The sequence below is a fragment of the Acinetobacter rudis genome, assembly GCF_031157835.1.
GTDB lineage: Bacteria > Pseudomonadota > Gammaproteobacteria > Pseudomonadales > Moraxellaceae > Acinetobacter > Acinetobacter rudis_A.
In genome coordinates, this window is the sequence record NZ_JAVIDR010000003.1 from 141,877 (window position 1) to 165,755 (window position 23,879).

The 23,879-nt window shown below is 37.6% G+C and carries 21 protein-coding genes; 5 read left to right on the plus strand and 16 right to left on the minus strand.

All coding sequences use genetic code 11. From position 1 onward, the window contains the following. Window positions 1-20 precede the first annotated feature (20 nt). From RFH42_RS04605 to RFH42_RS04655, 11 genes are all read right to left on the minus strand, one after another. The gene (locus RFH42_RS04605) at window positions 21-2,717 is read right to left on the minus strand and encodes a sensor histidine kinase KdpD (protein ID WP_308974410.1); all 2,697 of its coding nucleotides are present in this window, start codon (window positions 2,715-2,717) and stop codon (window positions 21-23) included. Window positions 2,718-2,860: 143 nt separating this feature from the next. Next, window positions 2,861-3,475 carry a potassium-transporting ATPase subunit KdpC gene (gene kdpC, locus RFH42_RS04610; protein ID WP_374990813.1) on the minus strand — a complete coding sequence of 205 codons (615 nt, stop codon included), beginning with the start codon at window positions 3,473-3,475 and terminating at the stop codon, window positions 2,861-2,863. A gap of 15 nt (window positions 3,476-3,490) precedes the next feature. Beyond that, window positions 3,491-5,509 (minus strand): potassium-transporting ATPase subunit KdpB, encoded by a 2,019-nt coding sequence (gene kdpB, locus RFH42_RS04615; RefSeq protein ID WP_308974411.1) that lies wholly within the window; start codon window positions 5,507-5,509, stop codon window positions 3,491-3,493. 12 nt (window positions 5,510-5,521) lie between these two features. Further along, on the minus strand, window positions 5,522-7,249 hold the full coding sequence (gene kdpA / locus RFH42_RS04620) for a potassium-transporting ATPase subunit KdpA (RefSeq protein WP_308974412.1): 1,728 nt from the start codon (window positions 7,247-7,249) through the stop codon (window positions 5,522-5,524). Window positions 7,250-7,656: 407 nt separating this feature from the next. Then, on the minus strand, window positions 7,657-8,118 hold the full coding sequence (locus RFH42_RS04625; protein ID WP_308974413.1) for a 2-amino-4-hydroxy-6-hydroxymethyldihydropteridine diphosphokinase: 462 nt from the start codon (window positions 8,116-8,118) through the stop codon (window positions 7,657-7,659). Beyond that, a complete protein-coding gene (gene folB / locus RFH42_RS04630) occupies window positions 8,075-8,455 on the minus strand; it encodes a dihydroneopterin aldolase (RefSeq protein WP_308974414.1) in 381 nt (126 codons plus the stop codon). Before folB ends, RFH42_RS04625 begins: the two co-directional genes overlap by 44 nt. Window positions 8,456-8,492: 37 nt before the next feature. Beyond that, on the minus strand, window positions 8,493-9,791 hold the full coding sequence (locus RFH42_RS04635) for an ABC1 kinase family protein (protein ID WP_308974415.1): 1,299 nt from the start codon (window positions 9,789-9,791) through the stop codon (window positions 8,493-8,495). 49 nt (window positions 9,792-9,840) lie between these two features. Beyond that, a complete protein-coding gene (locus RFH42_RS04640) occupies window positions 9,841-10,629 on the minus strand; it encodes a HesA/MoeB/ThiF family protein (RefSeq protein ID WP_308974626.1) in 789 nt (262 codons plus the stop codon). Between the two features lie 246 nt (window positions 10,630-10,875). Next, window positions 10,876-12,519, minus strand: coding sequence for an AMP-binding protein (locus RFH42_RS04645; protein ID WP_308974416.1), 1,644 nt, complete (start codon window positions 12,517-12,519; stop codon window positions 10,876-10,878). Window positions 12,520-12,736: 217 nt separating this feature from the next. After that, window positions 12,737-13,873, minus strand: coding sequence for an acyl-CoA dehydrogenase family protein (locus RFH42_RS04650; protein WP_308974417.1), 1,137 nt, complete (start codon window positions 13,871-13,873; stop codon window positions 12,737-12,739). 132 nt (window positions 13,874-14,005) lie between these two features. Further along, window positions 14,006-14,776, minus strand: a complete 771-nt coding sequence (locus RFH42_RS04655) for an SDR family NAD(P)-dependent oxidoreductase (RefSeq protein WP_308974418.1) — start codon at window positions 14,774-14,776, stop codon at window positions 14,006-14,008. A 109-nt stretch (window positions 14,777-14,885) separates the two neighbouring features. Between RFH42_RS04655 and RFH42_RS04660 the strand changes: the two genes are divergently transcribed. The 3 genes from RFH42_RS04660 (at window position 14,886) to RFH42_RS04670 (ending at window position 18,109) form a co-directional block, all read left to right on the plus strand. Continuing rightward, window positions 14,886-15,950 (plus strand): AraC family transcriptional regulator, encoded by a 1,065-nt coding sequence (locus tag RFH42_RS04660; protein WP_308974419.1) that lies wholly within the window; start codon window positions 14,886-14,888, stop codon window positions 15,948-15,950. A 21-nt stretch (window positions 15,951-15,971) separates the two neighbouring features. Next, window positions 15,972-17,012 carry an NAD(P)/FAD-dependent oxidoreductase gene (locus tag RFH42_RS04665; RefSeq protein ID WP_308974420.1) on the plus strand — a complete coding sequence of 347 codons (1,041 nt, stop codon included), beginning with the start codon at window positions 15,972-15,974 and terminating at the stop codon, window positions 17,010-17,012. A 185-nt stretch (window positions 17,013-17,197) separates the two neighbouring features. Continuing rightward, complete coding sequence (locus RFH42_RS04670) at window positions 17,198-18,109, plus strand: hypothetical protein (protein WP_308974421.1); 912 nt, start codon at window positions 17,198-17,200, stop codon at window positions 18,107-18,109. Window positions 18,110-18,176: 67 nt separating this feature from the next. Here the strand turns inward: RFH42_RS04670 and RFH42_RS04675 are convergent, their stop codons facing one another. Both RFH42_RS04675 and RFH42_RS04680 read right to left on the minus strand, forming a co-directional pair. Continuing rightward, entirely contained in the window at window positions 18,177-18,644 is a 468-nt protein-coding gene (locus RFH42_RS04675; protein ID WP_308974422.1) for an RDD family protein, read from the minus strand. Window positions 18,645-18,661: 17 nt separating this feature from the next. After that, window positions 18,662-19,132, minus strand: a complete 471-nt coding sequence (locus RFH42_RS04680) for an Lrp/AsnC family transcriptional regulator (RefSeq protein WP_308974423.1) — start codon at window positions 19,130-19,132, stop codon at window positions 18,662-18,664. Between the two features lie 724 nt (window positions 19,133-19,856). Here RFH42_RS04680 and RFH42_RS04685 point away from each other — a divergent pair. Then, window positions 19,857-20,459: a hypothetical protein gene (locus tag RFH42_RS04685; RefSeq protein ID WP_308974424.1), complete on the plus strand. Its 603-nt coding sequence runs from the start codon at window positions 19,857-19,859 to the stop codon at window positions 20,457-20,459. A gap of 27 nt (window positions 20,460-20,486) precedes the next feature. Here RFH42_RS04685 and RFH42_RS04690 read toward each other — a convergent pair whose 3' ends face one another. The 3 genes from RFH42_RS04690 to RFH42_RS04700 all read right to left on the minus strand — a co-directional run bounded on the left by RFH42_RS04690 (window position 20,487) and on the right by RFH42_RS04700 (window position 23,395). Further along, on the minus strand, window positions 20,487-21,047 hold the full coding sequence (locus tag RFH42_RS04690) for a delta-aminolevulinic acid dehydratase (protein WP_308974425.1): 561 nt from the start codon (window positions 21,045-21,047) through the stop codon (window positions 20,487-20,489). Window positions 21,048-21,713: 666 nt separating this feature from the next. Further along, on the minus strand, window positions 21,714-22,478 hold the full coding sequence (locus RFH42_RS04695) for a glutathione S-transferase family protein (protein ID WP_308974426.1): 765 nt from the start codon (window positions 22,476-22,478) through the stop codon (window positions 21,714-21,716). A gap of 368 nt (window positions 22,479-22,846) precedes the next feature. Then, entirely contained in the window at window positions 22,847-23,395 is a 549-nt protein-coding gene (locus RFH42_RS04700; RefSeq protein ID WP_308974427.1) for an NAD(P)H-dependent oxidoreductase, read from the minus strand. A 119-nt stretch (window positions 23,396-23,514) separates the two neighbouring features. On the opposite strand from RFH42_RS04700, the gene RFH42_RS04705 reads away from it, so the two are divergent. Continuing rightward, entirely contained in the window at window positions 23,515-23,871 is a 357-nt protein-coding gene (locus tag RFH42_RS04705) for a winged helix-turn-helix transcriptional regulator (protein WP_308974428.1), read from the plus strand. The last annotated feature ends 8 nt before the right edge of the window (window positions 23,872-23,879 follow it).

The following is a 23,879-nucleotide window of genomic DNA, read 5'->3' on the forward strand; positions in this document are numbered from 1 at the left end:
GGTAATGAATATTTAGCTTATTATGCGCTGATTTGTTGAATCGGCAAGCACATACAAATTCGCGTACCACGATTATTTTTTCCTGCAGTTGCAGTAATTTCACCCTGATGGGCACCAATAATTGCTTTTACAATCGTTAGACCTAAGCCAGTACCAAATTGGCCACGATCACCACGCTGCATGGTATAAAACATATCAAAGATCCGTTGTCGCTCATCCTCAGGTATACCAACACCTTGGTCACTAATCGCAATGGCGATATGTTGATCATCGGCTTGATAGGCTTCTATACATACATCTTCATTTTCTGGAGAAAATTTTGCAGCATTTTCTAAAACATTAAATATTGCTTGTTCAATCAATGCTGCATGTACATACAAATTAAGGTCTTGGTTAGGCATATTGATTTGTACATTGATCTGAGGCATATATCGTTTCAAACGCCGTACAGCAGACCCTACCAATTCATCCACCCCAATCCAATCTCGTTTTAAGCTCAGACCTTCATGGCCTAAACGAGTCATATCTAATAAATTCTGAATATATCGATCTAAACGTTCACCCTCTAGTTGAATTGTTTCCAATAAGCTTGTTTGATCGAGCGGACTCAAATCTTGTCGATAGTGAATCATACTTTCTGCAGCCCCAATCATTGCTGCCAATGGTGAACGTAAATCATGTGAAACAGAGGTTAATAATGCTGAACGTAGTTTTTCAGTTTCTGTCGTCACATTGGCTTGTTCTAAAGCTTTACTCATTTGTGTCCGCAACAATGCTTGAGCAATATAATCAATCATAGACTCAGCCAGTTGTTTTTGTTCTACGGGTAATTTTTTCTTATTTTGAAATTTTAGACCAAGCACACCTATACATTGCTTAGATGCCAATAAAGGTGAGAACCACCACTCCGACTCGGTTAGTGTTTGGGTAAAACGCCCTGAAGCTTGCTGATTTTTAAATGTCCATGCAGCGGAGATCTGCTCTTTTTCAGAAATATTTGAGCTATTTTTGGGGTCTGCTTCTTCATTTTCTAATTGTAACCAAACTTCTGCATTTAGATTTTTTTCTAAACTTGCCCGCCCAAGATTAAGTACATCGCTTGAATTTACTGCAACAGAAAGCTTATGTCCCAAGTCTTGCATGATACTGTTGTAACGATTCGCTGCTTGTAATGCAACAACCTGTTCACGTAATTTAGATGCCAAACGACTAGCAATCAAAGCAGCAGCAAGAAATGCCAATACAGTAATCACACCTTGGTGTGCTGAAATTTGCAAGGTCATCCGAGGCGCGATAAAAAAGAAATTGTATGCTAAGAAGAAAATAATCGCGGAACAAACAGCAACCGTCATACGTGTTCTAGCTGCCACAAAAACAACTGCAGTGATAAAAATTACTGATAACTCACCAACACCTAAGTAGTATTCACCCAAACTTGCAATCAATATACTGACTATTGTTGTGATTAAAACTAGTGCTGTTTCTTTTAAACTTAAAACATAGCTTTTTAAAGGTAGGTAGTGCTGTGTCTGCGCTTTCACCAATGGTGATGCTATAGTTACTACACTAATTTCAAAACTTGGATGTGATCTTAAAAGTTGTTGCAATAAATCTTTTGCAATGAATATTGATCGTATTCGCTGTAATAACGGATGGTTATCTTGGGCAGATTGTGTCATGACTAGCGTAGAAACACCCCGTTCTAGAGCAAAACTTTTGAGTAATTTTGCATGTGCTTGCCCATACAAAATTTCTGTCATCCCCCCCATTTGTCGAGCCAAAGCAAATGCTCGATCAATGTCTCGTTGGTGTTGATTATTTTGTGCATGTTGCTTAGGCCCTGTAGGACTCAACTGAGAATGTGAAAATGCAACAACTGTCCACTTGGCTGCTCTTTTTTCGGCAATACGACAGCCTATTCGAACAATTGCCTCCGCTTGTTCAGGACAATCTAATAAAACCAATACATGATAATTAAGAGGGATTGGAACTTGACCTTGTAAGACAAAATTTTCGCGAACATCAACATCAACATGATCAGCAACCGTTTGCATTGCTAATTCTCGTAACGCAGTCAAATTACTACTATTAAAAAAACCTCGTAATGCAGGTTGAATTTGTTCAGGGACATATACCTTCCCTTGATTCAATCGTTCTAATAATTCAGTTACAGGTAAATCAATTAAACGAATATCACGTATTCGTTGCAACATTTGATCGGGTACTGTCTCTTTGACTCGTATACCTGTAATTTGAAAAACAACATCATTTAAACTTTCCAAATGTTGAATATTCATTGTGGTAAATACATCAATACCAGCATCTAATAATTCATTAATGTCTTGCCAACGTTTTTCATGACGACTACCTGGTACATTTTGATGAGCAAATTCGTCAACCAAAACAATAGATGGACGCTGTTGAAGTACAACATCTAAGTCCATTTCTTCCAACATATGTCCTTGATAGGGTATTTTTTTACGTGGAATAATAGGTAAGTCTTGTAATAATTGTTCAGTTTCAACACGACCATGTGTTTCCACATAGGCGATTACAACATTCTGATTTTGTTGTAATAAGTCTCTAGCACGCACCAACATGGCATAGGTTTTACCCACTCCTGGTGCTGCACCTAAAAATATGGTTAATCGCCCTGATTGATAGCGTTTGACTTGTTGTAACAAGGTATCTGCTTTATTGTGGCGACCGTGAACCATAAATTTATACTCAACCTAAATGCAAATTTGATGAAATTTTTTAAAAATTAAGAGTTAAATAGCTTTAATAAACGTATTTATTAAAGCCATATACAAATTATCATGCTTTCTTTGTTGCAACATCAACTAAACTATATTCAGATTTATTTAACTGAAGTATGCAGACGATCAAGCGCTAAATTAAGTTCTAACACGTTTACACGGGCCTGTCCGAGTAAACCAAAAGTTGGCCCTTGGGTATGTGCTTTTACTATTTCATTTAGCTGATCAATACTTAAATGACGTGCTTGAGCAACTCGATTCACTTGTAGTTGTGCAGCTGCTGGGCTAATTTCAGGATCAATCCCACTGCCTGATGATGTTACTATATCGCTTGGAATTTGATCTATAGCAACATGTTCTCTAGTGGAGATGAGCGCACGTCTTTCATCGATGATTTTACTTAACTCTGGATTAGTCCGAGCAAGGTTACTTCCAGCCAATGCCATTACGTCGTAATGAACAGCAGATGGTCTCGCATAGAAGTATTGATCACCAACAAAAGCTTGTGCGACCAATTTGGAACCCACAATTTTCTGATTTTCAACTAACATACTTCCATTTGCTTGATTTGGAAATAATACTTGACCTAGACCAGTCGCTACACTGCTATAGCTAAAACCGCATACTAATAATCCAACTAGAGTCAAACCAACAGCTGGTCGTATTAACTGAATCAGTTTCGGTTCTGTCACTTGCGTATTCATTGAATAAGTCATTTTAAGCACCTCTACTTAGATTATTGAACTGATCAAAACATCAATGATTTTGATTGCAATAAACGGTAATATCACCCCACCTACTCCAAAAATCAGCATATTGCGGCGTAATAATTGTGTAGAAGTTGATGGTTTAAATTTTACCCCACGCAGTGCTATTGGAATCAAAGCAGGTATAACAATCGCATTAAAGATCAGTGCAGATAAAATTGCACTTTCACTACTTTTAAGCTGCATGACATTTAATACCTGCATTTCTGGAATAGCGGTAACAAAGAGTGCTGGTAAAATTGCAAAGTACTTGGAAATATCATTGGCCAAAGAAAAAGTGGTCAATGCACCTCGTGTAATCAATTGCTGTTTCCCGATCTCAACGACTGCAAGTAATTTTGTAGGATCAGAATCTAAATCAACCATATTTCCAGCTTCTTTAGCAGCCTGAGTACCCGAATTCATAGCTAAACCAATATCGGCTTGGGCTAAAGCTGGAGCATCATTGGTACCGTCACCAACCATAGCCACTAAGTGTCCCGCTTCTTGCTCACGTCTAATACAAGATAATTTATCTTCAGGTTTAGCTTCTGCAATATAGTCATCAACACCCGCTTCAGCAGCAATCGCTGCTGCAGTTAATGGGTTATCTCCTGTGACCATCACGGTTTTGATACCCATTTCACGTAAACGTGCAAATTTTTCTTTTATCCCAGGTTTGATCACATCAGAAAGTTCAATGACACCCAATAGATTGTGATCACAAGCAACAACTAACGGTGTTGCACCTTTAGATGCGACCTGTTCAATACGCGTGCGAAGTTCAGTTTGTAGATTTATATCTTGCTCAGTAAATTTAATAATTGCATCAAGTGCGCCTTTACGAACGTGTTGGCCATTTGCTAAGTTAACCCCTGAAATACGTGTTGCAGCATTAAAAGGAATAAACTCTGCATTTTCTGGTTCAACCACCTTTTCGCCCAAATCCTTAGCTAATGCAACAATAGACTTACCTTCTGGTGTTGGATCTGCTAATGAAGTTAATAAAGCAGCTTGACGTAATTCACTCTCTGCAACTCCAACTAATGGATAAAACGCCGTGGCCTGACGATCGCCATAGGTAATAGTGCCGGTTTTATCGAGCAACAGTACATCTACGTCACCAGCAACTTCAACAGCTTTACCTGATTTAGCAATTAAATTGGCTTTAAGTGCACGATTCATTCCTGCGATACCAATGGCAGGTAACAACCCTCCAATCGTTGTTGGAATTAAACACACCAATAGTGCAACTAAAACGATTGGATCAATCTTGATGTTTAAGAAATTTGCTATGAATGGCAAACTAAATACCACCAATATAAAGGTGCATGTCATTACCATGAGTAAAATACCCAAAGCAATTTCATTTGGTGTTTTTTGACGTTTTGCACCTTCAACCAAAGCAATCATGCGATCTAAAAAGCTATTACCTGAGTCAGCACTAACTTGCACAATAATTCGATCAGTTAGTACTTTTGTACCACCAATAACACCAGAGCGATCTGTGCCTGCTTCGCGTAAAACTGGAGCGGACTCCCCAGTAACTGCAGCCTCATTAATAGTTGCAAATCCCTCAATGATCTCACCATCAGCAGGAATCATCTCACCTGCACGAACTTCAATTAGATCATTAACTAATAATGCCGTTGCTGAAACCCGTTCACCCTCTTTATCTGTAAGAGACTTCAAACGTAATGCAGTTAAATTTTGACGGGCTTGTTTTAGGGACGAAGCTTGACCACGACCTTTAGCTTCAGCAACTGCCTCAGCGTAGTTTGCAAACAGTACGGTGATAAATAAAATCACACTCACTGATAAGCCAAAAAATAATGTGCTATATCCTAATACTGTACTCAGGATGCTGACGAGTGTACCCAACCAAACAATGGCCATAACAGGATTTTTCATCGCATGCTGTGGCATCAATTTAACGAGTGCACTTTTCCAAGCATCAGCTTGAATAAAAGTTGAATTAGTTTGAGCTATTTTTGATTTAGACATGATACTCGCTCCTTAGGCCATCATTAACATGAGATGGTCAGCTACTGGGCCTAAGACCAATACAGGCATAAATTGTAATAAGGTCAGCATCACCACTATGGCAATCAATGTTAGTGCAAAAGTTGGAGTTTCAATTTGCAACGTACCATTGCTTTCAGGTGCTTGTCGTTTTGCTGCCAAGCGTGCTGCAATGATTAAGGGAATAATCATGGTTGGGAAACGGCCAAGTAATAGAGCTAAACTCGCACTCACATTCCACCACACAGTGTTATCACTTAAACCTTCAAAACCAGAGCCGTTATTGGCAAATGCTGAAACATATTCATAGAAAATCTGACTGATACCATGAAAACCTGGATTAGAAGTACCAGCTAATTCAGGAAAAAATACAGTAATGGTAGTTAGACCTAAAATGACAGCTGGTTGTAGCAAAATTAATACGGCTAATAACTTTATTTCTCCTGCTTCAATTTTACGTCCGAGTATCTCTGGTGTACGCCCTGTCATTAATCCTGCAATAAATACTGCCAAGAATAGGTAGATCATGAACTGTTGCAAACCACAACCAATCCCCCCCCAAATGGCATTAATCAACATATCCATTAGGGCAACCATACCTGTTAGTGGAGATGCTGAATCATGCATCATCGCAACTGAACCGTTATTCACTTGAGTAGTAACTGCAGCCCAGATAGCTGAATCATTCGCACCCAAACGCATTTCTTTACCTTCCATCAGGCTGAGTTGCGTAGCTGTTTGAGAAAGGCTTTCAGACCAGATTGCTGTGCCAGCAGAAATGACGGACATAAGCAACATACTGCCAAATACCAGTCCTGCAAATTTGAAACGACGTGTGAAAAAACCAAGCATCATTACAACAGAAATAGGAATCAGTAAAATTGCCATCATTTCCATAAAGTTTGATAACGGCGTTGGATTCTCTAAAGGTACACTGCTGTTTGGACCATACCAGCCACCACCATTACTACCTAACTGTTTGATTGCAACCATTGGGGCCACAGGACCTAACGGAATTTTTTGTTGTTGTGCTTCTACTTGTTGATCTAATACAGTTGCCGTTGGACCTGCTTGTAATGTAGCAGGTACACCTTGGCTATTTAAGAATAATGACCAGATTAGACATAAAGGAAGAAGAAATCTAAATGTTGGGCGTATAACATCTGCCCAATAATTACCGACGTTTCCTTTAGATTTGCTTAGGCTATTTTGTTGAGCACCAGAATTAAGCTCTGCATCTTTTGAATTGTTGGAGTGGAATAATGCTCGAATGGTTGCAACAACCATAGCCAAACCCATCATTGGTGTTATTACTTGTAAGCCTACAATAGCAACCATTTGTGATAGATAAGATAATTGAGCCTGTCCAGAATAGTGTTGTTGGTTAGTATTGGTTAAAAAAGAAATCATGGTATGTAAAGCAAGATCCCATGACATATTCGGTACTTGATCTGGATTGAGTGGCAACCAAGCCTGACACATTAAAAGAATCCAAACCGATAAGCCGATAACAGCACAACTAATCGCAAAACTTAAACTATATGTTTTGGCACTCATACCCTGCTGAGGGTTTGTCCCGAGTAAGGCATAAATTGGCTTTTCAATCCAATGAAAGAGTGGATCTATTTTCATTGGGCGATTTTGCATAATCGCCGCAAGATATTTCCCCAAAGGAATCGCAATTAATATCGTGATTAGTAATAACAAGGCATAAACCCACATACCTGTTCTCCTTGTTGGTCAATAACTGTTTGCGTTATGAAGTGATGTTTATTATCTAGAGCAATAATATTAAAATGGTCATGCGGTCTAAGCGGATCAGATCCGTTGACCTGACCGCAAATACATACTAAACACATGTTGTAAATACCTTGATATAACGGAACAACTCCAGTACTCAGTATCGGTAAAAGCTGCGTAAAATCGCTATGTTACTTCAGTGTCGTCTGCGTAAATTTTGCGTAAATTTTTTAGTTAAATCCGTATCTAGTTGTATCGAGATGCAGTACAAATTATTTATTGTTTTAATACTAAAAAAAGAGTCAGCATAGGTATATGCTGACTCTTTTAACATGAACATAGTAACAGTATGATTACATTAAAAATCAGGAATCATTAAAATAACCCGATTAGGCAGAAACAAGGTCTACTGTTTCTAGATGTAATTCCATTAAAGGAAATGTATGTGCCTGATGTTCAAATAATGTATGTGGCCATAACTGAGCAAGTGGAATTTTAACATCTAAGGCGAGAGGCATTTTTTTAGGATTAAATTGCATATGCTCCAAATCCATCCCCCAAGCGATCAAATCAATATCTAAACTAATATGATGTGATGGCCTTACACGACCCGAAAGTGTCTCCCATTGTTTGAACATATCTTGAATCTGATCTGGTGTTAAATTACACGATAAAATACAAGCTGCATTCCAATAATCCGCTCCCACACCATCACGGCATGGAATCTGATAAATTGGAGAATATTGCACTTTCCCTAACTGCTCAAGCTTAGCGAAAACATCTCGAAAATGCTGGTCAGGTTGAAGATTACTCGCTAATGCGAGTGCATAGGTCATGTCGGTGGCGTTCAAAACGTATTCCTACAGCTTGTGCTTGGGCAATAATGGCTGGTTTGCGAATAGCAATTCGTATAGATTCAATTGCATCAAAACGTATAAACAACTGTTCAACAACCAATTGTGCAGCATGTTCTAACATTTTGGGTTTTGCCTGTTGAATTGTCTCAGTTGCGATTTCACACATTAAGGCATAATTTAAAGTGTCATCCAATTCATCTGAGTGCGCAACTTTTTTTAAACAAGTACGCACAGTGATATCAAGAGATAAGGGTTGAATAATTTGGCGTTCCCAAGTGAAACAGCCAACAATAGTATCAACTCTTAAATCTTCTATAAAAATTTCATCCATTACACAGACTCAGCTCATACACTCTAACAAAAACCATTTAATGTTTTAAGGCTTGATGTTGATCGACAGTTTGCACCATTTGTAAACGTTGGTCAGCATAAATATCGGTGTAAGGTGCTAGTACGCGCATAAAGCGGTCAAAATACAGCATTTGCTTAAAGAGTAAAGCAAAATCACGTGGGAAACGAATACCATGACGCTCACCCACGGCAACCATATCCATCATAATGTCATTTAAATCAGAAGGATTGGTGCTTAATATCTGTTGTGGCTCAGCAAGTAAAACACCACTGAATAAACGTTCTAAGTCATTTGCCAATACCGTAACATCAATATGTTGGCCAGTCATTCCCATCTGCAACATGCACTCAGCCATACGAATGTAGTTTGTACGTTGTAAAGCATCCATAAAGCCAATACATGCAGTCCAGACTTCAGGTTTTAACTCCCCAACAATACCAAAATCAATAAACCCCACCCGTCCATCTTCAAGTAACATTAGGTTTCCAGCATGTAAATCAGCATGGAAGCTATTGCACATCATTAAGCTGCCAAACCAAGTATTCATCGCAGTAATCAACACTTGTGAAGGATCTTTAGCAACACGTCGAACAACATCAAAATCAGTTAAAGGAACACCATACAAACGCTGCATCGTCAGGACACGGCGTGTTGAATACTGGTGATATACCTTAGGTGCAGTTGCTGCTTGATTATTAGTCATATTGAGATATTGAATAAAATCATCAAGATTCCGCGCTTCCTCAATGAAATCTACTTCACGTACCATACGTGTTTTAATTTCCTCAACGATATCGGCCAATGAAGCAAACTTTACTTTAGGTATAGCCTTTTCCAATAATTTGGTTGCCCAATGTAAAACATTGAGGTCTGTATACAGAATAGTTTCAACACCTGGTTTCTGTACTTTTATTACAACATCTTCACCCGTAACCAACTTGGCCGCATGCACCTGAGCTATAGAAGCCGATGCCAAAGGTTTAGTTTCAATTGAGGCAAAAATTTTATTCAGATCTTGTCCTGCAAACTCAGAAGCAAGGACTTGTTGAACATAACTAAAAGGCAAAGAAGGCGTCTGATCTAAACACCCTTGGAACTCCTCAACATATTCACGAGGAAATAGCGAAGGAGTACTGGCAATAAACTGCCCTAACTTAATATAAGTTGAACCTAGAGATTCAAATGTTTCACGCATGAGCTTCGCATTACTTGGCTTTTGCGTCGCATATTTAATACCAGCACGGGCTGCAATTGCGGCTGTTTCACCTACACGGGCTATAGAGCGTAAGCCATCAAATAGAATATTTTTTTTCATAAGATTTAAGCGTAGAAAATTGACTGTAGTGTAACAAAAAAATTAAGACCTAAAGTTGGCTTTGTAGACATCTCGGACAAGTTTCTTCTTTCTCAAATGCTAAGATACGTTGTCTTAAGGTTAAACCATCCCAAAGTAAAAGTTTTTCAAGTAAAGGGGTTTTCCCCAAACCTAAGTACAACAACGCATGATGTGCTTGTAAACTGGCCATAACATTCGGTGTTGTCGCTAGTACACCTGAGTTAGCGCAGCGTAGACTTAAATCATCTTCTGCATTTTCTACCGCTTGCTTAGGAAATAAACATTCATAACACGCGCTGTGCCCATCCTGCATAAATAATTGTCCTTGAAAACCAATTGCAGAAGCACTAATCAAAGCAACGTTTTCCTCTTTACAGAATTGACTGACTAAATAACGAGTTGAGAAATTGTCACAACCATCAAGAACCAAATCTTGGGCTGCAACAAGTTGACATCCATTGTCTGCATCAAATTTTTCAACAACACTTTTTAAACGTATGTAAGGATTAATCTCAATTAAGCGCTTAGCCAATGCTTCAGCCTTAAAATCTCCAAGATTTTGTGGTGTAAAAGCAACCTGACGCTGCAAATTACTCATTTCAACTTGATCAGGATCAATTAAGGTAATTTGTCCTACGCCTGCACGTGCGAGTAATTCAGCACTACTACATCCAATTCCACCACAACCAACGATCAGGACATTAGCTAATTTTAGTTTTTCTTGCGCCTCTAAATCCCAGCCATCTAATAAGATCTGACGACTATATAAGTGCATTTCCTCATCACTTAGCTCTAGGTCAGTGTCAAATTGATCTATCACGTATTTACCCTACATCCGTTGGTTCAATCCTAAATTGAATATCAATGGCAGACATTAATCATTCAAAGCCAACACAGTTTTACTGTGGCTTTGTAGTATAAGGTTTTAAACGTTAAGAACAAATAGATTAGATGATAAGACAATTGAGTATATCTTTGCTTAGGCTATTTATTTTAAACGTAAAAAAACACCTCATGATTCGACTTCACTCGGTGCTTTTCTACTCAGTTTAAATGACTAAGATCAACCTGCTTGTTTTAGCAGCTCCATCTTATTGACTTCCTGTTGTTTCAATAAATTACGTTGTATCTTCCCACTTGAGGTTTTGGGTAAGTTTTCTACAAACTCAATCTCACGAGGATACGAATGTTTTGATAAACGTGAACGGACATACTCCTGCAATTTATGTTTTAGCAGATCATTCGCCTGTGCCGTTGTTTTTAAAACAACAAAAGCTTTCACTAATTCGGTACGTTCTGGATCAGGTTTACCAATCACTGCTGACTCTAAAACCTCTTCACATTCTAATAAAGTGCTTTCAACATCGAATGGGCCTACACGATAGCCTGACGTTGTAATTACATCGTCAGCACGACCAATGAAATCTACACCACCAAAATCGTTAAGTTGTACAGTATCACCTGTTAAATAGTACTTTCCGATAAATGACTTACGATCTTGGCCTGCATAGCCTTCAAACCAAAATAAATCTGATGCTGAACAGTCTATTGCTAAAGTGCCTATGCCCCCGATTTCAACTTCCTGATGCTGTTCATTCAAAACACAAAAACGATGTCCTGGTATTGCATACCCAGCTGAGCCAACTTTCTTCACATGATCAAGTGCGTGATGATTTGCAATCACCATGCCTAATTCTGTTTGTCCATATTGATCATAGATGTTTACTTCTAAATCTCGATTAAACCAGTTAATCACTTCTGGAGTTAAAGGTTCGCCAGCACTACTGACAACACGTAAATGCTCTTTAATCGTTGGATTAAATTTTTCTTTAAAACCAAAGAACATTCTGAATGCAGTAGGTGATCCTGTTAAATTACTTACCCGATATTTTCGAATCACTTCTATAGCATGATCAACACTAAAAGGCCGCTCATCCATGATAATGCTGTGACCCAAACTTAATGGCCCTGCAATTCCATAATACAAACCATAAGCCCAACCTGGATCTGCTAAATTCCAAAAAGAGTCATCTTCACGAAGATCAACTGCGTGAGTCATATAACCCTTAAATGCTAAGAGTGCTTTTAAAGGTACAGGAACTGATTTTGCTAGACCTGTTGTGCCTGAAGTAAACATCATTAGGAAAGGGTCGCTAAAATCACACATGACTGCTTGTTGTGAAGTAGACTGACGGCGCATGACAGTATAAAAATCAGGATCAGTTGAATGCTGTTCTTTTGCATGTACACATAAACGATGCGCAATTTCAATCTGATTTAATTTTGCAGCTTGTTCTGTGTTGGTTACCACTAATTTTGTTTGTGCAGTATGCAGCCGATGTTCTATTGATTTTGATTCAAATGCTGTAAAGAGTGGTTGATAAACAGCACCAATACGCCAAGTTGCTAAAATTGTAATTAATAACTCTGGTGTACGCGGTAACAAACCAGCAATACAATCGCCCTTGCTCAAACCAATAGATTGAAAATAATTGGCCATTTGAGCCGAGGCTTGATCAAGTTGCTCAAAACTCCATTCTTCAGAGAAACCTTGTTTCGCCTCCCAAATCAGTGCTGTTTTGCCTGAGCCAACATAACGTTGACAACACTCAGTATAAGCATTGACCGCATGTTCAGAACCTACTAAAAGTTCGTTAATTGAATTTTGATAATTAAATTCTTGATATGCCTGTTGTAGTGTCTTCATGACGTAACCCTATTCCTCGTTTGGCAGTACTTGCTGTACTGTCATATTTCTACACTTTATATTCGTTTACGCTATGTTATGTTGAATGTCCTATTCATCAATTCCTAGCTAACCATGTCACTCGATTGCTTGCAATTTCCATAAACTGCAACTGATATGCAGTTTATGGACAGTTTTTCATTTTTATTATGTGATCAGTCTATTTGTTACGATGGCATTATAGTTTTGTCACTTCACGTGCAATGACCAAACGTTGAATATCTGAAGCGCCTTCATAAATCTGGCTTACTCGTACATCCCGATATATACGTTCAACAGGGAAATCAGCAACGTATCCATAACCACCATGAATTTGAATAGCATCTGAACAAACTTTTTCCGCTATTGTAGAAGCAAATAACTTGGCCATAGATGCTTCTTTTAAGCAAGCCATACCTGCATCTTTTAAGGTTGCTGCATGATAGATTAATTGACGTGCAGCCTCGATTTGCGTGGCCATATCGGCCAATCTAAATGCAACTGCTTGATGTTGTACAATTTCAACTCCAAATGCCTTACGTTGATTTGCATATTCCACAGCGGCTTCAAGCGCAGCGCGTGCCATACCTACTGATTGTGCAGCTATACCAATACGACCAGACTCTAAGTTGGATAAGGCAATCTTATAACCTTCCCCTTCATTACCTAAAAGGTGATCTGCTGAAACACGACATTGATCAAGCACAATTGTTGCTGTGTCAGAACAGTGTTGTCCCATTTTTTCTTCTAATCGCGAAACGATATAACCTTCACTATCAGTCGGAACAAGAAAACATGAAATGCCACGTTTGCCTGCAGACTTATCTGTCACTGCAAAGACTAAGGCAATTTGTGCATATTTACCCGTAGTAATAAACTGTTTAGTACCGCTAAGTACCCAATGATCTCCATCTTTTACAGCACGACAACTGATCGCACCAGCATCAGACCCAACCTCAGGCTCAGTTAAACAAAAACACCCCAACCATTCGCCAGTCGCTAATTTTGTCAAATATTTCTGTTTTTGTTGCTCATTACCATATTTCGATAAAATGCCACATGGTAACGAGTTTTGAACACTGACAATTGTAGAAATCGCACCATCTCCAGCTGCAATTTCTTCCAAAGCAATCACTAAGGCACTATAATCTAAACCTGCTCCACCCCACTGTTCAGGTACAGTCATACCTAATGCCCCTAACTCACCTAGAGCTTTAAGTTCTTGATGTGGAAATTGATGAGTTTTATCTCGTTCTGCTGCAGTTGGCTTTAATTGGGATTGCGAAAAATTTCGCATCATGTCCTGAACCATTTGTTGTTCTGCGGTGAGTATCATGGTCGCTTCCTCTGCGCTGCATTTAGTTTTGATATATTGACTAATATTTAGTTATGCCTTTCCCTTCCAAGTACCATGTATATAAGTACAGGTACCCAGATAAAAAGATTAAGGCGATTAGATTTGCTTAGGCTATTTTGCAGCCATTCGGATTGCACCATCTAAACGAATAACGTCTCCATTTAAATAGGCATTTTCAAAGATATGTCTTATTAATTGTGCATACTCATCAGCCTTAGCTAAACGAGATGGGAATGGAACCATTGCACCAAGTGCAGTTTGCACTTTTTCTGGAAAACCTTGCACCATAGGTGTTTCCATAATACCTGGAGCAACAGCCATAACACGGATTGCATAGGCAGCCAATTCACGTGCTAATGGTAAAGTCATGGCTACGATTGCGCCTTTTGATGCGGCATAGGCTGTTTGACCAATTTGTCCTTCAAAAGCTGCTACCGATGCAGTATTAATAATCACACCACGTTCTTCTTCGCCTTCTTGCAACTCATATTTCGCCATAAGTGCAGTCGCAAAACGTAACATATTAAAAGTACCTGTCACATTTATATTCATCGCACGTTGAAATAATGCCAAATCATGAATGCCATTTTTGCCTAAAATTTTTGCTGATGGAGCAATACCTGCACAGTTAATTAATCCATTTAACTGCCCATAATCTTGTTCGAGTTGCGCATAAAAATCTTGTACTGCAGCTTCATCGGTTACATCTAGTTGTACAAACTGACTGTTAACACCTAATTCTTCTGCTAAAGCTTGACCAAGTTCAGCATTCATATCTACCATAACTACACGAGCAGCATGTGCGTGTAAGTGGCGCGCTGTAGCTGCACCTAGCCCCGATGCACCACCTGTAATCACAAATACTTTTCCTTCAATCTTCATGATGTTCCTCAATTAATTTTAAACTTGGCCGAATAGGCAGAGTAATCATCCTCAAGATTCAGTACAATTTCCAAAACATGCATTCTGCTTGATGGATTTGGACAGTAACATGGAAAATACTCAAGGTGATCAACAACATGATCTCCCTTTTAGCTCCACACAACAACCTAAATATAGCAAAGGTACGATTTCAATTGCCTTAGTGCATGAGGCTTTGGCATCAGCAAAAATGCAAGGTGTAAATACAGAGCAACTTTTACTCCAAGTGGGCATACCTTTAGAATTAATGAATTCAAGTAAAACACGAGTTTCTGTAAGTGTTTATGCCCAATTATGGATTGCGCTTGCTGATCTAATGAATGATGAGTTTTTTGGAATGGATCGCCATCCAATGCGACGTGGCAGTTATCAATTAATTTCTCGTCTAGTAATGCATAGTGAAACAGTAGGTCAAGCACTAAAACATATACTGCAATTTTTTAATTCAATTTTTGATGATATTCATAGCGAATTAAAAATAGATCAAGAAGGTATGCTGCTGATATTGCATGATCATCACAGTATTAAACCGATGTTTAGCTATGCAACGTATTTAATGCTGATACATACCTTAATGTGCTGGTTAGCAGATCAACGCATCCTCATTGAACATATACAGTTGTGTTGTCATGCACCCATTGATGATCAAGATTATCGAGTCAGATTTTGTGAAAATATTACTTATTCAGCTAAACAAAACCAAATTAGATTTGATGCAACTTGTCTAAATATCAAAATTAAACAAGATAAACAAAGTTGGTATCAATTTATGTTGCATACCCCACAAAACTTATTGACTCGCTTTAAAAACCCAGATGCTCTCAGTAGCCGAATACGCAAACATTTAATGCAAGTTCATCCTTCACAATGGTTAGAACTCAATGCATTATCTCAACGTTTAAACATGTCGGAAGCAACTGTGCAACGTCGCCTAAAACATGAAGGCTTGAGTTATCAGCAACTCAAAAATGATATTCGACGGGATACTGCTATTGAATTTCTAACCAAAACTGAAAAATCTATTCAAGCAATCAGTGATGAGCTTAATTTTCAAGATCCGAGTGCATTTCATCGTGCTTTTAAAAAATGGACAGGGGTTAGCCCAGGAACCTATAGAAATTCAGGTGAAGTCTAAGTAACTCAGTAGAAATTATATATGACAGATTTAAACAAACGAGTAATTATTGTAGGTGCTGGGATTATTGGAAGTTCAATCGCCTATCATCTGAGTCAGGAACATTTTCAAGTCACAGTTATTGAAAAAAACCAACCTGCATCCGCTGCAACTGGAAGTGCCTTTGGCTGGCTTACTGCTGCTGTTGAAGAAACTGCCAACGATTTACCACTGCGTAAAATTGCCCTGACAGACTGGCATCGATTAGAACAAGAAATTCCCGATTTAACCATTCGCTGGAATGGATCGATTCAGTATACTCGTGACATTAAGCACTATCGAGCAGGTGAAAGTGCATTACAACAACACGAAATACGTGAACTAGAACCATCGCTGCACTCCCCGCCTCATTATGCACGTTTTATGCCCGTTGACGGCTCAATTGATGCAAAAGAAGCAACCCTAACACTCCTTGAAGCCGCATGTCGACAAGGTGCCACCCTGCTTAGCCATACTCTTGTAAGTGGTTTTATATTTGAAAATAATAAAATTGTCGGTGTAAAAAGCTCGCAGGGCACACTCGAAGCTGATTATATTGTACTTGCTTGTGGTATTGATATACCAACACTAGCCAATACTATTAATCAAAAAGTTCCTGTACTTAGCTCTCCCTCCATTTTATTGCGGTTTAATTCCCCCCAGCATGTGGTAAATCGTATTATTTCTTGCAATGATTTTGAAATTCGCCACGCTAGAAATGGTGATTTACTTGCCGCAGAGGATTATTTATCAGATAAGAGCCTGACGGATATTGCTACTGAGGCAAAAAAACTGATTCAACAAAATTTAGCACATACTCAAACCATCTCTCTTCAACAGCAATCTATTGGATATCGACCTATACCCGAAGACCAATGCCCTATTATTGGGTTTATTGAATCCACCCAACCGGTATATGTAGCGGTTATGCATCCTGCTGTCACTTGTGCAGCGAGTATAGGTCGGCTTGTCTGTGAACACCTTAAAACAGGCATTCAACCTCAAATTTTAAATAAATATCATCCGAATCGATTCAATGCTTAACTCAATAGCAAATAAACATGTTCAACTCTTAAAAGTCATTGAATTTTGTACAGCTAACTCCTTTCATACATTTAATGGATTTTTATGAAAAAATTCAGTTTATTTAATCAATTAAAAATAACTGTTAGAATCCAAAACAAGAGGCAACCACGACTGCCGCAATAATCAATATGATTAGGATGAACATGAATAATAAGTTACTTATCGCATTACTCAGTTGTATCATTGTCATCGGATGTTCCAAACGCGAGCAGGCTCCTGAGGAGGCAGCTCCATCTACCGAAACAACGACAACAGCCGATGCAGCTGTCGCTGATGCAGAATCTGCTGCACCTGCAGATGCAAATAGCACACCTGTCAATGCACAAAAACCAGATACCCTATTAAATCCTGATATTAATCCAGTTGAACAAAATCGACGAATGGTACGTGAAGCGCAAGTCGCTTTTAGTACTCAAGATGTGGTTAAAACAACCTTAGCTGTAGATAAACTCACTGTTGAAACAGGCGGTTTTGTTGAACAAAAAAACATTAACTTTCAGGTAACTGACGTAGAAACTCAAAATATTGCAGAAGGTAAGATAAAGGTCTTTGAAAAAGTCGAACCTCAAGCTGAAATGATTGTACGTATACCTAGTGAAAAGGCTGCAGACTTTGTTAACCAACTTTTGCCGTTAATGTACTTTATGAATCAACAGCAATATTCAGCTAAACGCTATGAATTAAAACTGCTTGAAGAAAAAATAGACCAAACACACAGTGTTCCATCCAATACCCGAAACACTCAGTTAAATGAAATTTCACGTTTAACTCAAATGGAAACCCAAGACCGAATTCGTTATAGCACAATTGCTTTACACATCAATCAGCCAACTTTAGTACGTGAACGCATTGACGTGAATATTAATACTGTTGCACGGCTTAATGCTGATAATTTTTGGAAAAGAGCATGGAATGGCATTCAATATGGCTGGCAGTTTGTCCTCGATTTGTTCATTTTTCTCATCACCATTTGGCCTTTATATATTGTTTTGATAATTGGTTTTATTATATTTAAAGCTGCAAGAAAAGTTTTGAATCGCTTTAAGTCTAAGTAAATTATTTTTCTATTTCATTAAAAAATATGTAGTGTCTTCTCAGACACTACATATTTTAGAGATCACTTTAATCTATTTCTTGCACTACGACCGTTTTAGCCATCTTGTCATGCCAAGCTTGTTTTTTGCTATCAAAAAAAATCCAAAAATACCCCAAACAAAAAACCAAAGCAGAAACAAAATATCCTAAGTATCGAATGACACCTTGACTAAACGTTATATTTTTCCCAGTTTCTGCATCTAAAACTTTAAGTCCCATTAATACTTTTCCAGGTGTAGCGGCAAAGTACATCCAACAAAAAATATAAACAACTGCAGCTGCAAACTGAAGAATCAATTCTGTTTGACTGTATGACGTACTATCTGCATACGTCGTGCTATCAAAGAGCAAGCCGATAGGCAGTAAAATAACGAGATATAAAAATAGATCAATCAGGCTTGCTAGCAATCTCACCCCAAATCCAGCATAGCGAAAGTGGCTAACAAGGAGATGGTCAATATCGTCATGAGATATTTTTTGTGTAATAAAAGACATCTTTTACCTCCTTTAAATTAAAGTGCCCCCAATAAAGCACCACAATTTAATACGTTATATTCTTTAATTACAAAACTAGAATGTAGCGCGACTACGTGCTCGATTTTACCCATACGCTTTAATAGAATGTCACTATAGTTTTCCATATCTTTCGCAATGACTTCCACTAAAAAATCTGCTGTCTGACCGGTAACTAAGAATGCATTAATGACTTCAGGAATTTGTTCTAGTTCTTCCAAAAATGCAGCAAAACTTTCACTATCATGTTTACTTAATGATACCTGTAAAATAACATGTAATTTGAAGCCTAGTTTTTCATAGTTAATCTGCCTCTTTAAATCGGCCATAACATTACAATCAATTAGGTTTTTAATACGGCGATGTACAGAACTTACAGACAAATTAATGCGTTCGGATAATTCATTTAAATTGATTTCTTCATGACTTAAAATTTCAAGAATTTGTTTATCAAAACGGTCGAGTTTCATAATCTTGTCCTGTAATGCTCTATTAGCAATCATAGCGAACTAAATGTCAAAGTACTCGATCTTATTATCATTGGCTGTGCAATTTTTTAAGGGTCAAGGGAAAACACATTGTTTACTTCAACAACTATACGTTTGTAACCTATAGCATGTGCCTATAAACTTTTGGTCTATAGCGTCCTAAGCCGAATCAAGATCTTTTGGATAATGTTAGTACCTTTCTCCCAAATGGACTAACAACTCTTTTCGATCCCCATCACACCCTTGACGTATAAGTTAACAACATCTTGGAATAATTATTTCCCTAATATCATTATATTTCCAGTATTTTTTATATTTTTTTGCGCAATATAAAAGATATCTAATATATTTTCTCTAGTTTATAATATTTATCATTTATATCTTTCGAAATTTAAGCTAAAAATAAAAAATAAATTCATAAAAATTTAATATAACTTACTTTACAAAATACAGGCTTTTCTCAGTTCTTGTTATAAAGCTAAATAATGACAAGTTACCACTTCATTTCATGCTTATTCTAGATGTACTTTCCAAGAAAAATACAGACAAACATCTTCTTCGTAATAGTTTAAACTTTACTTTATGTACTGCTATCATTTTTATTTTTAATATGACATGTTCCTTACGATCTTTACTTAAATTATGCTGTATTGGCAGCTTAATATGTTCAAATCCAGTTATAGCTGCTGAAATTGATCAAGCGCGAATGTTAGATATTGCACGTCATGTGATCAAGATGCAGATCTTAAATGATCCACATGCTACAGAGAATATAAATACTTTGGCAGAGCTTATAGTCAACTCCAAGCAAAGTCAGGATACGGCTCCCATATTAGCTCCCATCCCCAAACAGGGTCTTGCCCAGCATTTAAGAGAAATCAACACACAAGGTTTAACAGGCACTACAGCCAAAAGCATGCTTGATGTTATCAATCAGGAAATAGACCAAATCAGTTCAATGTTTAAAAGTTGTTATGTTCTTGGAACAGTACAAGAAATAGCACAAGACCTCTATGCAGTTCCAATTCAGTGTTTAGTGCCTCAACCTAGCCTACAAGCAGTTCATGATTATCATCAACAAGTGGCTAAAATACGTTCAAACACTCAGGCGCAATCTAAAATCCAACAGCTTAGAATTAGTCAACACATCTTCAAGCAGTCAGAAACACAAATATTCCATTCTAAATTAGTGATAGACACTCATCAGGCACCTATTTACCGCCCAATTATTGAAGATGATAACTATTTTCCTAATGTCGTTCTTGACCACAAAGCAAATGCGCTGACAATCAAGAAAACAACGAAATAAGAATGGACGTAAAGCAATGCTTATTGGCTATTTACCCTGAGTCTCATATAGATGATACAACTGAGTTTCTTTGTTTAGTTTAGCTGCTTTGCGCCATGCTTTACGTGTTGAATCACCCAATGTTAAATGGTAGAAAAACTGAGTCAAAAACATTAAACTCGCATTTCCGTCAACATAGTCGATTGGAGCAAGATATTTCTTAGCACCTGCTTTGAGCATCACTTTTGCCAACTGTTCTGCCCCTAATGTACACCCCGTTGCAATGACTTTTAATTGGTCGAAAGTAGCGAATTTTTCTAAGTCTTTGGCTGTAAAAAATTTTGATCTTGGTTCGTTCTGTGTATAAATCTCTGATCCAAGTTTTGGCATACAAAAACGCTGTTCATCGCCATGAAAGCTCAAAAGTAAATAATCTATATCTTTCAAACATTCTTTAGCAGAAATAATATCAATGAAATCATTAGGTCGACCAATCCAACGTGTTGTTACTTGAATTTGAAAATATTCTAGGATAGCTCTAAGTGCGTATGCTTCTGTTTCACAGCTTTCACCAACAACAAGAAATACTCTTAATATAGGTTGACTCATAAGGCGATCAAAATCATTTAGATTGAATTGAGATTAACTTGTGTTAATACCAAACTCAACAGTGGATCTTTTTGAGAAAACAATAGATTAACTTAGGCTATTTACTTCTAGTAGAAAATAATCATTTATCTGAAATAATTCTTATATTTAACTGCAAGATATTAGAAAATTTATTTTAAATTTTATTCTGAAAAATTTTTAAGGGGTCAAGGGAAAACAACATGTTTCACTTCAACAACCATAACTTTGTAAGTCAGAGCCTGTGCCTATAAACTCTTGGTCTATAGCGTCCTAAGCCGAATCGAGACCTTGTGGGTATGTTTAGCGCCCTTCTCCCAAATTTTGCTAAACTTACTCTCTTCGATCCCCGTCTCACCCTTGATGTATAAGGTAACAATACTCAGCATTAATTATTTCCCTCAATTCATGCTTTTTCGCACTCATTTTTAAAAAATTTTCTCTTTTTAACAATATATACAGTATTTTTTTCTTATTTAAGGTTTTTTATCATTTATATTTACCTAGAAATCGGCATTTTGAGCTATTTTTATATATTCAAGTCGCCTAAATGAAATTTTAGAACAGAAGCATATTTTTAATCCGCTTAGGCTATCTGGAGTGTGTTTCATGCTTATTGGCCACATTGAGTGGCCATACCACCATCATTTAAACACCACGCCAGTCAACTCGCGCATTACGTTCATTCGCATAAGTGCGTTTTACATATTGCCCCAACGGCAGTGATAACAGTTCAGCTTTATATAACTCAAACTGCTCCGATGATTCTGCACCAAATTCTTTTTCCCATGGTGTTGACTCAAGTTCAAGTAATGGCGCCAACATAGAACACACGGCGATATCTGCCAAACCTAATCGCGCACCAATTAAATATTTTCCACCATTTTCCAGTAGTTGTTGATTTAATTGTGCAACGATATTATCTATTTGTAATTTTGATGCCTGTACATTTTCATCATTTAATTGATAATTTTTAGTCACCAAACTTTTTAAAATTGGCTTAGAAAACTTTTCGAATTGACGTAAATATCCTTTTTCACCAATCATAATTTCTAAGGATTCGTCACTTTTAGATAAAGAATGCGCCAAACCCCAACGACGTACATGTTCTCCTAATGTCGTTGCCAATAAATTGGTCTCTAATGCCTGATCTCGCAAATACTGATTTGATTTTAATAGCGGATGTTCAGGATAGTGTTCATCTAAATACAAAGCAATTAAGGTAGAATCAGCAATCCAATTTCCCTGATCTTTTAAAATGGGTAATGTTCCTTGTCCCGTTTTCAACTGTGCAAAAGCACGATGCACTCCAGGAATAAGATTATGCGCAACATAATTTAGTTGTTTATAATCCAAAATCCAGCGCGCTTTTTCACAATAGTGCGACAACGGAAATTGGTAAAGTATACGCATTTCATCTCCATAATATTTTTAATCATCAAAATAGCAGCTAAGTTTAGCTTATGTAGCCTACTTTAATCGGGCAATTTTATAATTACAATGAGCTTTTATACCTGAAGCGACTTAATTTGATCTCCTCTCCAACCTAAAGAACTAAGATTCCCCCTACTAGATTCTCATGACCCGAGAAACACTGTTTCCTAAGAAGAATATTCTGTGCCGAATTTATATTCCTATCATGGAGCATACCTGAGCAACACAGCTGCGCAAGTTGCACTGCCTCTCTTATTCCAAGACCAGCTTTACTTTTCAGACTGCGCTGCTCCAATTTCAATTATTAAACAATATATTACGAGCCAGTAAACACTATTTAAGCAGTACTAAGCAAGATCAAGCTCAATCAATTTCTTGAGGCGAATAACATAGTCTAATGCACTTTGATCAACCCGTTGTGCCTCTGGCTGATTTTCCGCATCATAAAACGCATAGATCGGCTGATAATCCGCTTGCGTATATAGTGCAGTCAATTTAAATGGATTCAAGATTTGCTCTAAGCTTAATTGGTAACTCCCTGTATTTGAAAATTCATCTTCTTTTATTCCTGCAGAAACAGCCAACATGATTTTCTTTTGCTTTAAGCGATCACCAGATGAACCATAGGCCCAGCCATAACTCAACACATCATCTAACCACTGTTTCAATAAAGGTGGACAATTAAACCAATACAAAGGAAATTGAATAATCAGGTGCTGGTGCGCTTCGATTCGTTCTTGTTCTGCCAAAATATCTATTTTTCCATTTGGATAGGTCTTATATAGCTCATGCACAGTAAACAATTCAGGGCTTTTTAACAATTCAGCCACCCAACGCTTATTTACTGTTGATTGTTCAATATTTGGATGAGCAACTATCACTAAAATTTTCTTCATTTCACAGCTCTACACGATCAATATCATTATGCTATGCAGTATAAAATTATGCTTTCATAATTATAAGTACGGTAATTAATGTTATATACTATACTAAAAGATAGTATAGGTAATTATTGATGAACAAATGCGTAGCACCGAATACCCTATTAGCAGATACAGATTTTGGTTACACGCTGTCATTAATTAATGGTAAATACAAAATGATTATCATGTATTGGTTGGCTAACTATAAACAAGTCATGCGCTTTAATGAGTTACAACGCTGCATAGCGAATATTTCTTTTCGTACTTTGAGTAATACTTTAAAAGAAATGGAAAAAGACCAACTTATTATTCGTACTGAATACCCACAAATACCACCAAAAGTTGAATACAAGCTTTCGGACCGTGGCCAATCCCTTATCCCAATATTGGACCTAATGTGCGAATGGGGAAAGCACAACAAAAATACTGAGTCAAACCTATCGCAATAGTAAAATTC